At 48.6% G+C, this 16,061-nt stretch carries 1 protein-coding gene; it reads right to left on the bottom strand.

What is annotated here, in order from left to right:
• Positions 1–82 precede the first annotated feature (82 nt).
• Positions 83–16,060 carry an Ig-like domain-containing protein gene (locus tag IT970_RS04440; protein ID WP_196857640.1) on the bottom strand — a complete coding sequence of 5,326 codons (15,978 nt, stop codon included), beginning with the start codon at positions 16,058–16,060 and terminating at the stop codon, positions 83–85.
• Position 16,061 lies beyond the last annotated feature (1 nt).

The raw sequence follows: 16,061 nt of genomic DNA, 5'->3' as shown, positions 1-16,061 counted from the left end.
GTTTCTCGTTTTACAAACTACCCAATTCAAAAAGAAAGCGCGATAATTATCGCGCTTTTCTTATTTAAGCTTAACTATTTATCTAAATATCAATTGAGTTATTGCCTCCCTCAATGAGTTTTTTGATTAGCTCATCTGACTCACTTTGGATATTACTGGCAGGCTCTGACGTGACTTCTGAATTGCCTGTAAATGCTAAGCTCTGACTTTCACTGTTGCTATCAAGGGCAAGTAAATTACTTTGCTCACTATCACTTAAGACATCTTCGATAGTCACGTCAAGCGCAGCAATGCCACCACTTGAGGTTGGCTCTGGGCTTGCATCTAATAGAACAAGGCTGAGATCAATACTTTCTGCAGTTTGCTCGTCAGCCTCAATGCTGTCAGCTCCTAAGGCCATTTCTTCAGGCCCCGCACCACCAGTGCTTGCGGGCTCTCCATTAATTTCAATATCATTGCCGTTAATATCAACAACGCGCACATTACCAATTGAATCTGTAATGCTAAAGCGTGCATCTGCTAGGCCTAAACCCAATATATCAAGCAGGTTAATATCAACGATACCTATTGACCACTGTCCATTTTGTACAACCGAGCCGCCTTCACTTAATAAGGTGATCCCTAAAGCAAGGGCGTTATCTAATTGCACGATAGCCCCATCTTCTGCATCCGTTGTGCCGTCAAAGCCAGTAATGACAAGCCCTAAGTTTAGTAAAGAGTTAACATCTATATTTTCAAGTGTCGGCGGAATCGTATCAATTTCTAATCCTGAAATTGCACCTGTTGTTACGCCACTACTAACAATCGTTGCGGTTACCGTGTAAGTGCCATCCACTAACGCACTGTCTGGTGTTACACTCCAAGTGCCATCACTTAATGAGGTAACCGTTTTCGTTTGTTGCGTAGTGCCATTATCAAACACCACTTCTATTTCACTGTTTGGTGCAATTGATTTACCCGTAATGAGCGGGGTGTCATCGTTGGTTAGCTGTAACCCATCATCAATGGTTATAGTCAATCCAGCATCAATAATACCTGAGGCTGTTTGCTCTGTAGTGCGGTCTTCAGCATCTGTGACACTTGCCGTTACGGTGTAAGTGCCATCAACAAGTTCAGATAATACTTCCACTGACCAAGTGCCATTACTGTTCACTAAGGTCGTTAGCGTTTGTGAAGCACCATCGGCACCTTGCACAATCAGTGTCACAGTTTGCCCTGTTCCCACAGTACTTGTGCCGCTTATCACTGGCGTTGTGTCTGCTGAGATAGCGGGTACATCTAATGTCAATTCAGGGGCAGAATTGTCAAAAGTGTCTGTACTAATAGTCGTGGTATTACCGGCGGCATCTGTCGCTGTTGCCTCTACATAAGCTAAGTTCAATAATGACACCGACAAGTTCAATACTTGCCAATCACCATTGGCATCAACGGTTGCTGTATATGGCACACCAGCCACTCCACCGACGAGGTAGTTTGTTATCGTAATAACACTGCCTTCAGGTAAGTCAGATGTACCAGATAAAGAGACCAACAGACCTAATAGGAAAGATGGCACAATGGTGAGCTCTGGGGCTACGGTATCAACTTCGCCACCTGTTTTACTGTCTGTTCCGGTATTACCCGCAGTATCCGTGATACTTGCAGTAACAGAATAAACTCCATCGGCCAACACTTGATCTGCTGCTGCTTGCCAGTCACCGTTCGCATCGGTGGTCGTTGTAACACTGTGCTGTGCTCCACCGGCTGCGATAAAGGTGACTGTAATAGTGCTATTGGCCGCATCAGACGTACCACTAATAAGAGGGGTTGAGTCGTTCGTTAAAGTTAAACTACTTTGATCAATGCTAACGACAGGTGCTGTGGTATCAACCGCAGATGTCGTTGAAGCGCTGCCATTGTTTCCTGCGGTATCCGTCACGACTGCGGTTACCGTATACGCTCCCTCAGCAAGTGCTTGAGTCGCTTCAACTTGCCAATTTAAACTTGCATCTAGTGTCGTTTCGACACTGTGACTTACGCCGGAAGAGTCTACAAACGTAACGACGACTCGATTGCCTGCCACTGCGCCAGTTGCACTGCCCATTATCACTGGCGTTAAATCGGTTGAAACAGCCACAGTGTCAATGACCACATTCGCAGGTGTAATATCAATCACACCCGATGCAGAGGCTGAGCTGGTGTTACCAGCAGTGTCAGAAACGCTTGCTGAAATCGTGTAGGCACCTTCAGCTAATGCTGTACCTAATGCAACAGACCAAGCACCTGATGCGCCAACAACCGCAGATGCTGTCACAATATCGCCCGCACTGTCGGTGACACTTATCGTCACCACGCTACCCTGTGGTGCATCACTTGTACCACTGATTGTTGGTGTGGTGTCATTCGTGATTGCTGGAGAGTCAACTGTTAACGCTGGCGGAGTGAGATCGATGTCACCTTGACGACTTGCCGTACCAGTGAGTCCATCTTCAGACACACTTGCTGTAACAGTATAGTTTCCTTCACTGAGCGGCGTTGTTAAGTCTACAGTCCATGTACCGCTGCTAATAGTGGCGATAGCTGTTTGGCTATTACCAAGTGCATCGACAACAGTAATGGTCACTTGAATACCGTCAGCTGCATCACTTGTTCCCGAAATGGTCGGTGTGGTGTCGTTAGTGACTGCAAGAGCATCAATCGAAATTGTAGGTGCATTGGTATCTAGCGTTGCCGTGTCTGTTACCGTTGCCGTGTTGTTTGCAGCATCGGTAATTGTCGCTGTAATAGTCAGTAAGCCATCAGCCAATGCTGTTGGAACATCTGCTGACCATGACCCATCAGCCTGAACAGTTGCAGTAAAGCTGTATGTATTCCCATCATTTACCACACTAATATTTACGGTGCTGCCTGCAGGCTCATTGGTGCTACCACTAATTGTTGGTGTTGAATCATTAATAGTCCCTAAACCATCAAGAACCAACTCAGGTGTAAGAGTATCAATTGACCCCGTTTCGGTGTCAGTACCAACATTACCTGCAACATCTGTGATAGTCGCTGTGACACTATAATTGCCATCTGGCATAGTACTCGGTGTTACTTGCCATGACCCATCACTTTGGACGGTTGCCGATAATGTTTGTATATCGTTGTTGCTATCTGTCACCGTAACAGAAACCTGAGTACCTGTGGCTTCTGTCGATGTGCCCGAAATAACAGGCGTACTTGAGTTACCAAGTCCCAGTGTATCTATCGCCACAACGGGGGCGACGGTATCAACCGTTATAGATGCCGTTGCAGTTTGCGTATTATTAGCATCATCCGTTATGGTCGCCGTAATAGTGTAACTGCCATCGGTAATATCAACCGGTACTATAAACTGCCAAGTACCATCTGATGCTACTGTGGTGGTAATGGTTTGTCCTGCAACCTCAACGATAACTAAGCCGCCTATTTCGTTACTACTACCTGAAATAGTTGGACGCGCGTCAGAGGTGCCATCAACCGCGTTAACAACTAAGGTTGGCGCAATGCTGTCTAACACACCCGATGTTTGCTCTGTAGTTAAATTACCGACCTGATCCCTTACCGATGCCGTTACTGTAAAGGTCCCTTCAGCTAGCGCTGTGGGCACATCGACAGACCAAGTTTGGTTACTTTGCACAGTTGCAGTAAAGGTTTGTGAATCACCATTGGCATCTTGAACGGTGATGTTGATCACCGTGCCTTCTCCCATATCCGTTGTGCCCGAAATGGTTGGGGTTGTATCATTTGTTAATGCATCAACAGTAACCGTCAGCTCAGGCGCCACATTATCAAATTCTAATGTGCTCACAGTAGCAGTGTTACCCGCCGCATCTGTGCCACTTGCCGTAACATAAGCCAGGCTAATAAGTGGGACAGTAATGTTGGCAAGCGTCCAATTACCATTTGCATCAGTCGTGGCGGTATAAGTCGCACCTATTAAGCCCCCTACTAAATGTTCAGTAATTGTGATCACACTGCCTTCTGGCAAATCTGATGTGCCCGATAAGCCAACTAAATTTCCTAATAAGAATGAAGGAATAATACGGATATCTGGTGCAATTGTATCAACTACACCACTGTCTGTGGCGCTGCTGTTATTACCGGTTGAATCGCTGATACTCGCTGTCACACTGTAGTTACCATCGGCCAATGCTTGCGCTGCATCGACACTCCAATTACCTGACGCATCGGTGGTCACTGTCACTGTGTGGCTGGTGCCATTGGCATCAGTAAAGGTCACATCAAGATTCGTATTGGCTAAGTCGGATGAACCTGTCACCGTTGGCGTGTTGTCATTGGTTAGCGCTGGCGCATCAATGGTGATGGTTGGCGCGGTCACATCAATTGTGCCAGTTTCGGTGTCGGAGCCTGTATTACCGGCGGCATCACTCAGTGTCGCAACAACGGTGTAGTTTCCTTCCGCCAGTGCTGAGCTCAGCTCGACTGACCAACTGCCATCAGCCTGCACAATGGCTGTGGCGCTTTGTGTCACCCCGTCACTGTCAGTCACGGTTAACAAGACTTGAGAGCCTGCTGCCGCACCACTGCTTTGGCCACTAATAACAGGGGTTACATCGTTGCTGTCAGCAATCGCATCAATACTAACAACAGGCGCGGTGATATCCACTTCACCGGTAGCACTTGCTGATGCTGGGTTACCAGCTTGATCGCTGACTGTCGCGGTAACGGTGTATTCGCCTTCCGCTAGAATCGTGCTGGCTGCCACTGACCAACTACCATCACTTTGCATGGTGGTGGTCACGGTGTGACTGTTGTTGTTTGCATCGGTGATCACCACGGTGACTGTGCTGCCTTGTGGCGCACTGGCTGTGCCGCTAATCGTCGGGGTGGTGTCGTTTGTAATACCCAGTTCGTTAATGTCAATCGCTGGCATGGTGGTATCAATAATACCGGTGCGTGTGGCGGTGCCAGTGTTACCATTTTCGAGCACTGAGGCGGTCACGGTAAACTCACCTTCTGGTAATGCGGTCATCGCTGTGACACTCCACGTGCCCCCACTGACGGTGGTGGTAATTGTTTCGACAGGGTTTGTCCCATCATCAATCACAACCGTCACCACACTGCCATTCTCTGCATCACTGGTGCCGTTGATGGTCGGTGTGGTGTCATTTGTTTCACCAATCACATTAATCGTGACACTTGGGGCCGTGGTGTCAAGCAGTGCACTGTCGCTTGCGGTGGTGGCGTTGCCTGCCGCATCGGTAATGCTGGCATCAATCGTGAAGGTGCCATTATCCAGTGGGCTAGGGACATCGGCGCTCCAAGTGCCATCCGCTAATACTGTCGCGGTGAAGGTGTAGGTGTTGGTGCCATCAGAGACACTTAAGTTCACCACACTGCCCGCAGGCTCGTTAGACGTACCGCTAATGGTTGGGGTGGTATCATTCACCGTTCCCAAGCTATCAATTGCTAAGCTAGGCGGTAAGGTATCAATGCTGCCGGTGCCTGTGTCTGTGCCAACATTGCCCGCAGCATCGGTGATGGTTGCCGTCACAGTGTACGCACCATCTGGCAAGCTGCTTGATGTGGCTTGCCATGACCCATCAGCTAAGACTGTCGCGGTCAAGCTGTGTGAATCACCATTGCTATCAACAATACTAAGGTTCACGACCGTGCCAGCAGGCTCGGTTGAGGTACCACTTAAGGTTGGTGTACTGTCATTACCTAGGCCATTGTCATTTACAGTAACAACGGGGTTGGTGGTATCGATATTGCCTGTGGCGGTAACGTTGCTGGTGTTGCCTGCATCATCACTGATGGTCACGGCAACCGTGTAGCTGCCTTCGGCTAGGGCTGTCGGTACTTCAACGCTCCAATCACCACTGCTATTTACGGTGGCGGTGAGTGTTTGCTCTGCCCCATTGCTGTCGGTGACTGTCACAGTGACGGTGCCGCCCACTTCATTACTACGACCACTGAGTACCGGCGTGACATCACTGCCCTCACCCACACCGGTTAAGGTTAGTGTTGGCGCAAGGGTGTCGATAACACCGGTCACGGTTTCTTCGCTTAAGTTACCAACCCCATCGCGGACACTGGCTTCAACGCTAAACTGACCATCGGCTAAGGCGGTGGTTGGGCTCACGCTCCAATTACCATTGGCATCAACAATGGCAGTCAGTGTTTCTGTTGCACCGTTGGCATCGGTGACAACCACGCTGACTTGTGCCCCTTCACCGGCATCGGTGGTCCCGCTAATAAGTGGGGTGTTGTCGTTTGTCAGTGCATCCACGCTCACGGTTAAGGTCGGCGGTGTACCATCAAAATCGGTTGAGGTAATCGTGCGTACATTACCAGCTTCATCAGACGCACTTGCGGTGATAGACGCTAAACTGGCCAGTGGCACAGTTAAGCCGGTCAATGACCAATCACCATTGGCATCAGTTGTCGCGGTGTATGTCACTACGCCACCACCTACCAAGTTTTGGGTAATAGTGACCGTGCTACCAGCTGGTAAATCAGAGGTACCGCTTAAAGTAACCAATTGACCCAGTAAGAAGGTTGGCACAAAGGCAAGCTCTGGTGGAATTGTATCAACTACACCACTGTCTGTGGCGCTGCTGTTATTACCCGCTGAATCGCTAATACTCGCTGTCACACTGTAGTTGCCATCGGCCAATGCTTGCGTCGCATCGACACTCCAATTACCTGACGCATCGGTGGTCACTGTCACTGTGTGGCTGGTGCCATTGGCATCGGTAAAGGTCACATCAAGATTCGTATTGGCTAAGTCTGATGAACCTGTCACCGTTGGTGTGTTGTCATTGGTTAGCGCTGGTGCATCAATGGTGATGGTTGGCGCGGTCACATCAATTGTGCCGGTTTCGGTGTCGGAGCCTGTATTACCTGCGGCATCCACAATGGTTGCAACAACGGTGTAATCACCTTCGGCGAGTGCCGTTGCTGCTTCAGCTGACCAACTACCATCGGCTTGTACAGTTGTTGTTACTGTTTGAACATTACCCGCACTGTCGGTGATGGTTAACGTAACAAGCGTCCCCGCAGGCACGCCTGTACTTTGGCCACTAATTGCTGGTGTTACATCGTTGCTGTCGGCAATCGCATCAATACTGACAACTGGCGCGGTGATATCTACATTACCTGTCGCATTGTCTGTGCCTGTGTTACCAGCAGCGTCTGTAACAGAAGCTGTGACTGTAAATGTACCTTCGGCTAATATAGTCGAAGCGGCAACAGACCAACTACCATTGGCTAATACTGTCGCGACAACTGTTTGTGTATTTCCAAGAGAGTCAGTAATAGTCAAGGTGACTAAACTGCCTGCACTTGCGTCTGTCGTACCGCTAATTGTTGGAGTGGTATCATTGGTGTCGTTAATATCATTTATGGTGATACTAGGCGCAGTAAGATCGACTGTTCCTGTGCGTGTTGCCGTGCCATCAATAGTATTAACTGTCACCGTTGCGGTAACTGTAAAACTTCCTTCTGGTAACGCATTGTTTGCTGTCACAGACCAAACCCCGCCGGTGACCATTGTGGTTAATGTTTCTACCGGATTGACACCATCATCAATCACAACTGTCACCGTGCTGCCATCAGCGGCATCAGTTGTGCCCGTAATCGTAGGAGTTGGATCGTTAATTTCACCAATAACATCTATCGCAATGCTTGGCGCAGAGGTATCGAGTGTAAAGCTTTCAGAGGCTGTTGCGGTATTACCCGCAGCATCTTCAACCGTTGCCACAACCGTGTAATCATCGTTTGTTAGTGACGGTGAAGTAACAGACCAGTCGCCATTTCCATCAACCACCGCTGATAAGTTCAGCGTATTTCCGCTTGAATCAGTTACAACTAAAGAAATAACTGTGCCAGCCGGTTCTGACGAAGTCCCACTGATTGTTGGCGTATCTGTATTGACCGTCCCTAGATTATTAATGGTTAATAATGGTGGCGTTGTATCAATACGACCCGTGCCTGAGTCTGTGCCAACATTGCCTGCTGCATCGGTGATCGTTGCAGTAATAGTATAATCGCCGTCAGGTAATACAGAGGCATCTGTTTGCCACGACCCATTGGCAGCTACAGTCGCGGTAAAGTTATGTGTATCCCCATTACTGTCAATAACAATAATACTGACCAGTGTTCCCGCAGGCTCGGTTGAGGTACCACTTAAGGTTGGTGTATCGTCGTTACCTAGGCCATTATCATTCACAGTAACAACCGGGTTGGTGGTATCAATATTACCTGTTGCAGTCACGCTGCTGGTGTTACCTGCATCATCACTTACTGTCACCGTGACGGTATAATCCCCCTCAGCAAGACCATTAGGAACTTCTCTACTCCAGGTTCCGTTGCTGCCAACAATGGCAGTAAAAGTTTGTACTGTGCCGTTGCTATCCGTGACAGAAATAGTAACCGTCGCACCAATTTCATTACTGGTACCACTTAACACCGGAGTGACATCACTGCCCTCACCCACACCGGTTAAGGTTAGTGTTGGCGCAAGGGTGTCGATAACACCGGTCACGGTTTCTTCGCTTAAGTTACCAACCCCATCGCGGACACTGGCTTCAACGCTAAACTGACCATCGGCTAAGGCGGTGGTTGGGCTCACACTCCAATTACCATTAGCATCAACAATGGCGGTCAGTGTTTCTGTTGCACCATTGGCATCGGTGACAACCACGCTGACTTGTGCCCCTTCACCGGCATCGGTGGTCCCGCTAATAAGTGGGGTGTTGTCGTTTGTCAGTGCATCCACGCTCACGGTTAAGGTCGGCGGTGTACCATCAAAATCGGTTGAGGTAATCGTGCGTACATTGCCGGCTTCATCAGACGCACTTGCGGTGATAGACGCTAAACTGGCCAGTGGCACAGTTAAGCCGGTCAATGACCAATCACCATTGGCATCGGTTGTCGCAGTGTATGTCACTACGCCACCGCCAACCAAGTTTTGGGTAATAGTGACCGTGCTACCAGCCGGTAAATCAGAGGTACCACTTAAAGTAACCAATTGACCCAGTAAGAAGGTTGGCACAAAGGCAAGCTCTGGTGGAATTGTATCAACTACACCACTGTCTGTGGCGCTGCTGTTATTACCCGCTGAATCGCTAATACTCGCTGTCACACTGTAGTTGCCATCGGCCAATGCTTGCGCTGCATCGACACTCCAATTACCTGACGCATCGGTGGTCACTGTCACTGTGTGGCTGGTGCCATTGGCATCAGTAAAGGTCACATCAAGATTCGTATTGGCTAAATCGGATGAGCCAGTGACTGTGGGCGTGTTGTCATTAGTCAGCGCTGGCGCATCAATGGTGATGGTTGGCGCGGTCACATCAATTGTGCCGGTTTCGGTGTCGGAGCCTGTATTACCTGCGGCATCCACAATGGTTGCAACAACGGTGTAATCACCTTCGGCGAGTGCCGTTGCTGCTTCAGCTGACCAACTACCATCGGCTTGTACAGTTGTTGTTACTGTTTGAACATTACCCGCACTGTCGGTGATGGTTAACGTAACAAGCGTCCCCGCAGGCACGCCTGTACTTTGGCCACTAATTGCTGGTGTTACATCGTTGCTGTCGGCAATCGCATCAATACTGACAACTGGCGCGGTGATATCTACTTCGCCTGAGGCCGTGTCGTTTCCTGTGTTACCAGCAGCATCTGACACCTCAGCGTCAATGGTATAACTGCCTTGCGCTAATGCTTGAGATACAGCAACTGACCAACTACCGTCGGCTCCCGTTGTTGCCACCAGCGTTTGCACATTGCCCGCACTGTCTGTAATTGTCAGCCTAACTTCGGTGCCGGTTGGCACACCTGAGGTTTGTCCGCTAATGACGGGGGTTGTGTCATTTGTCACAGCTTGTGGGTCGATGACCACTGTCGGTGCTGTGATATCAATAAGACCTGTTTCGGTGTCTGTACCTTGATTTCCGGCTGCGTCTTGCACTGTTGCAACAACGGTGTATTCACCTTCAGCTACCGCATCTAACGCCTCTACAGACCAACTACCATCGTTGTTAACGGTTGCAAAGAGTGATTGCTGTACGCCTTGGCTGTCTGTGATCACTATACTGACAACAGTGCCCGCAGGAACTCCTTCTGCCATACCACTGATCACAGGTGTTACATCTGAACTTGGTGCAAGTGCATCCACCGTGATAGTAGGTGCGGTAGTATCCACAACACCAGTCGCGGTATCAGTGGCTGTATTACCTGCCGCGTCACTTACTGTTGCTTCAACGGTGAATGCGCCTTCGGCAATAATCACATCAGCCTCAACTGACCATGAACCATCTGCTAAGGTAGTCGTAATCAGGGTTTGCGTATTACCGTTACTATCTGTCACCAAGAGGGTAATTTGTGAGCCTGCGGGTACGCCCGTTGTTTGACCAGACAACACGGGCGTTACATCATTTGTGTCGGCAATATTATCAATGCTGATTGTTGGGGCTGTTAAATCAATAATGCCTGTTTCGGTGTCTGTTGCTTGATTACCTGCACTGTCGGCAACCACCGCGGTTACTGTATATTGACCCTCGGCTAAGTCTGTACTTGCCGCCACAGACCACGAACCATCTTGTGCCACCGTCGCTGAAACAACCTGCGAATCCCCATTACTGTCTGTAATGGTCACGGTTACAATACTACCCGACACTAAACCCGATGTTTGGCCTGAAATTAATGGCGTAACATCACTGGTATCTGCAAGTGCATCAATAGTGACTGTCGGAGGGGTTATATCAATTAAACCCTGTGCACTGGCATCGCTGGTTAAGCCATCCACAGTGACCGACGCCGACACAGTGAAACTCCCCTCACTAAGTGCTTGTGTTGGTTCTACACTCCATACGCCATTTTGCACTGTCGCAGTAACAGACTGGCTATTGTTATCACTGTCTTCAATGATGACTGTTATTAGCGTGCCATCAGGGGCATCAGACGTACCGCTAATTGTCGGTGTTGTATCATTGGTATCATTAATGGCATCAATCGCAATACTCGGTGCAGAGCTATTAAGAATAAAGGCGCTGTTAGCTTGCGCTGAATTACCCGCCGCATCGGTCACAGTAGCAGTAACACTAATATTACCATCTTCTAACTGAGCAGGTACATCGCCTGACCAGCTGCCATCGGCATTCACAATTGCTGTAAATTCATAACTTGCGACACCATCAGTGACCACCACAGTTACGATGCTGCCCGCAGGTTCATTTGTTTGACCACTGATCGTTGGCGTGGTGTCATTCACTGTGCCCAGATTATCAATCGAAATGGTCGGCGCAGTGATATCAATCACCCCAGTATCCGTTACTTGAGTTTGATTACCTGACTCATCCGCGACACTGGCTGTGACTGTAAATGCGCCCTCAGCCAAAGGCGTATCAGGGCTGATAGACCACGTACCATCAGCAGCTACAACAGCCGAAAGAGTTTGCGTCGTTCCATTGCTATCTGTAACAACAACCGACACAACCGTGCCAGCAACTGCATCTGTAGTACCCGAAATAAGTGGGGTTGTATCATTTGTAAGCGGATCGAAATCAAGCGTTAATAGCGGACCCACACCATCAAAGTTACCAATTTCGGTATCTGTGCCTGTATTACCCGCATTATCAGTGATACTGGCCGTCACTGTAAATTGCCCTTGCGCGACTGCACTGGTTACAGGCACAGACCAATTTCCATTGGCATCTACTGTGGTGGTATACACTTGGCTATTATTTTGCGAATCAACCACTGTCACAGTCACTGTACTGCCATTCACGGCACCTTGTGATGTACCCGAAATCACTGGTGTGCTGTCGTTTATTGAGCCTATCGTATCAATTGTCACGCTAGGAGCCGTAATATCAATCACCCCTGTAATTGAGTCGCTTGCTGTATTACCAAATTGATCTGTCAGCGTTGCATCAACGGTAAACTCACCCTCAGCTAACGCTTGCGATACTGTAATGGTCCAATTACCATTTGCATCAACCTGTGTGGTAAAGGTTTGAGCCACGCCAGATTCAGGCGTAATCACCACGGTGATTTGATCTCCCGCTGTCGCGTTTAATGTAGACCCTGAAATAGTGGGGGTTATATCATTTGTCTCACCGACAGCGTCTATTAAAATAGTCAGTGAAGAACTATCGATTTGACCTGTTTCAGTGTCAGAGGCTTGGTTGCCTGCATCATCTGCCACCAAGGCTGTTACGGTATACTCACCTTCAGCAAGGCTTGTAGGCACATCTGCACTAAAGCCACCATTACTGTTGGTTACCGCTGTAAATGTTTGACTATTACCGTTGGAGTCAGTGACCACGAGCGTGACTGTTGTTCCAGCATTAACACCTTGTACCGTACCTGTAATGGTCGGGGTGTTGTCGGCACTGCTCCCTAAGGGGTCAAGATCAATAATTGGCGCGGTTAAATCGATATTACCCGTTGCGGTATCAAGCGCTTGATTGCCAGCTTCGTCTGCCACCGAAGCAGTTACCGTGTATTCACCCTCTGCTAGGCCGTTTGGTACATCCGCACTAAAGCCACCTGCGCTGTTGGTTAAGGCCGTGAACGTTTGGCTATTGCCATTAGAGTCAGTGACCACAAGCGTGACGGTTGTACCCGCATTAACGCCTTGCACCGTCCCCGTGATAGTCGGGGTGTTGTCTGCACTGCTTCCAAGGAAGTCAAGAGCAATAATAGGAGCCGTTAAATCAATAACGCCTGTTGCTGTATCAATTGCTTGATTACCAGCAGGGTCACTCACCGTGGCGGTGATTGTAAACTCACCTTCTGCTAAGACCTGATTTGCACCGACTTGCCACGTGTTGTCAGCATTTACAACCGCAGTTAAGACCTGTTGATTGCCATTGCTATCAACAAGCGTAATAGTGACTAAAGTGCCGGGCTCAACGCCCGAAACAACACCCGATATAACGGGTGTAACATCATTTGAATCCGTAAATTCGTCTATCGCAATGCTCGGAGCGGTTAAATCAATAACACCTGTTTCAGTATCTTCAGCACTATTACCCGCTTTATCCTGTGTTTGTGCAACAACCGTAAATTCACCTTCCGCTAATTCATCAGTGACTGTAACTGACCAGCTACCATCGGCATTAGTAATTGTTGTGAATGTTTGTGTACTGCCTGCACTGTCTGTCACACTTACCGTGACTGTCGTTGCTGCATCAAGTCCTTGCGTCGTGCCTGATATTGTCGGCGTTGTGTCGTTACTATCAGCCATTGTATCAATGTTGATAATAGGCGCGGTCAAATCGATAGTACCTGTTGCAGTGGCGGTGCTGGTATTCCCGGCTTCATCACTGACACTTGCTGTGACAGTGTAATCGCCTTCGGCTAATTCGCTGGCAACATCGACCTGCCAGTTACCTTGCGCATCGGTTGTAGCTGTTAGTGTTTGCGTTACTCCATTGCTGTCTGTCACAAGCAATGAAACGGTAGTACCTGCGGGTACATCAAGTACTGACCCTGAAATTGTTGGCGTTGTGTCATTGGTATCATTAAGGGGATCAATGAAAATAGTTGGATCGGTTAAGTCAATTTCACCAATTTCACTGGCTGTGGCCGTGTTACCCACCTCATCCGTAACGGTTGCCGTGACGGTAAATTGGCCTTCGACCAGAGGAATGGTGGCCTCTACAGACCAATCACCATTTGCATCAGTAATAACCTGTATTGTTTCTGTCGCGCCATCACTGCCTATAAAGGTCACGGTGACCACTGCGCCCGGGGCAACATCTTGGGTCGAACCCGATACACTGGGGGTTGTGTCATTGGTATCAATAATAAAGTTAATACTGACTGTTAGGTCAACATTACCGATTGCAGTAGCTTGCGCTTCGTTACCTTGTGGGTCTAGCACGGTTGCTACAACAGTAAAATCCCCCTCAGGAAGAGGTTGAGTCATTTGAATAGACCAACTTCCGTCAGCTTGTGTAATTGCTAATAAATTAAATACGCTACCATCACTTGCTGTAACAGACAGCATGATAGTTGTGCCCGGCGCAACTCCCTCAGTTTGACCACTTAGTAATGGCGTGGTGTCGTTGCTATCTGCAATAGAATCGATCGTGATTGAAATAGGCGAAAACGCCACTGTCCCAGAAGTATTAGCCGTCGCAGAATTTCCTGCCGGATCTGATACTGTTGCAATCGCAGTAAAACCGCCTTCAGGTAATGCTGTGCTCGCCTCCACACTATAGCTGCCATCAGCTAACACAAACGCTGTAAGCGATTGTGATTGGCCATCACTACCCACAACTTGAATAGTCACTTGTGTGCCTTCTGGCACACCCTCAACACGACCAACAAACACAGGCGTGGTGTCATTCGTATTGGCAATGGCAGTTAAGGTGATGTCTGGTGCCGTTAAGTCAATCACCCCTGTTGCGCTATCCTGTGCTTGGTTTCCTGCCAAGTCGCTGACAGTTGCAGTCACCTCAAACGGCCCTTCAGCCAGTTCACTTGGAACATCGAGAGTCCAATTACCATTAGCATCGGTGAGGGCGGTTAAAGTCTGTACTTGGCCATTTATATCGGTTACCACAACCGTCACAACGCTACCTTCAACCACACCGACTACATTACCGGTTATGGTTGGCGTGGTGTCTTGCGTATCATCAATTGGGGTAATATTTATTATCGGGGCGGTTACATCAATAATACCAGTGGTGCTTGCTTTTGCTTCGTTACCCGCTGCGTCTAAAACAGTGGCTGTGACGGTAAATTCGCCTTCAACCAACGCAACTGGCACATCAATTGTCCAGCTACCGTCGTCAGCAACAATCGCTATCACGGTTTGAATAGCGCCATCGGCTGCAGTAATCACCACCGTGATCTCACTGCCAACAGTCACCCCACTCACATTGCCTGAAATCGTGGGGGTTGTGTCATTAGTTTCACCAATTGGGTCTATGTTTATCACCGGTGCCGTTAAATCAACGAGTCCATTTTCTGTATCGGTGCCTTCGTTACCTGCCGCATCTACAGCCGAAGCCAATACGGTATATAAACCTTCAGCAAGCGCTTCTGTGGTAATACTCCAATTACCTTGCTCATCAACTTGGGTGACAAATGTTTGTACTTGGCCTGCGCTGTCTGTCACCGTAATTGTGACATCATCACCTGCGCTAATGCCTGATACAGAGCCATTAATCACCACCGTTTGTGACGCAGAGTCGGGCAATTCATTAATGGTAACAACAGGCGCGATGGTATCGATATTCGCACCAATCGTGTCACTCACAGGGTCGCCATTCGGGTCAATAGCAACCACTTCAATCACAATAGGGCCATCAGGCAGTGGATCCAAAGGTGGAGTCGTAAAGGTACCATCGGGTTGAACAACCACCGTAACCACTTGGTTATTACCATTCACATCGGTGACAGTCACGGTGACTGTTTCACCAACAAGATTTTCAGTGGTTCCTGTGATCACAGGTTGAGAGTTATTTATAACACCTGGGTCATCAATACTAACCGTTGCCGTTAAGGTGTCTGTTGGGACAACACCATCGGTTGTATCACGCGGCGAAAAAATACCACTGCTATCGCTATTAAAACTATCATCAAATGCGAGACTTGAAGGGTCAATGCCCTCTGCAATACGTGCTAATTCTACAAATGAAGTACCGCCACCTGAGGTCGCTCCCCCTGTACCACCAGCGGCAGTGGCTTCTAAACTATCGAGAATATCGCCACCGCCTTCAAGCGCATCTAAAAAGTCGCTTATGTCACCACCTTGCTGCGGGTCTGGGGTTGTTTGATTTGGTTGATTCAAGCTTGCAATGGCGTCGTCAATACTGTCATCAAACACCGTATTTTCAGAGCTATCTTTGACCTCTTTTGCGAGTAGGTCCGGCGTAATGGTGACCTTTTTATTAGCAGGAATAGATAAAGACTCACCTTGCACGTCAATTAACAATGTTGACTTATCCGCAGTGATAACGGTATCACCCACAGTGATAACATCACCCACACTCAGTGCTTTAATTGACCCATCGGCTTGAATAATACCGGCAGAGCCTTGTACATCAATAACTAATAATTGGTTCGCATCCATT

This window comes from Pseudoalteromonas sp. A41-2, assembly GCF_015767615.1.
Lineage (GTDB): Bacteria > Pseudomonadota > Gammaproteobacteria > Enterobacterales > Alteromonadaceae > Pseudoalteromonas > Pseudoalteromonas lipolytica.
The sequence above is the reverse complement of the archived record's forward strand: the minus strand, read 5'-3'. Positions and strand labels throughout refer to the sequence as shown.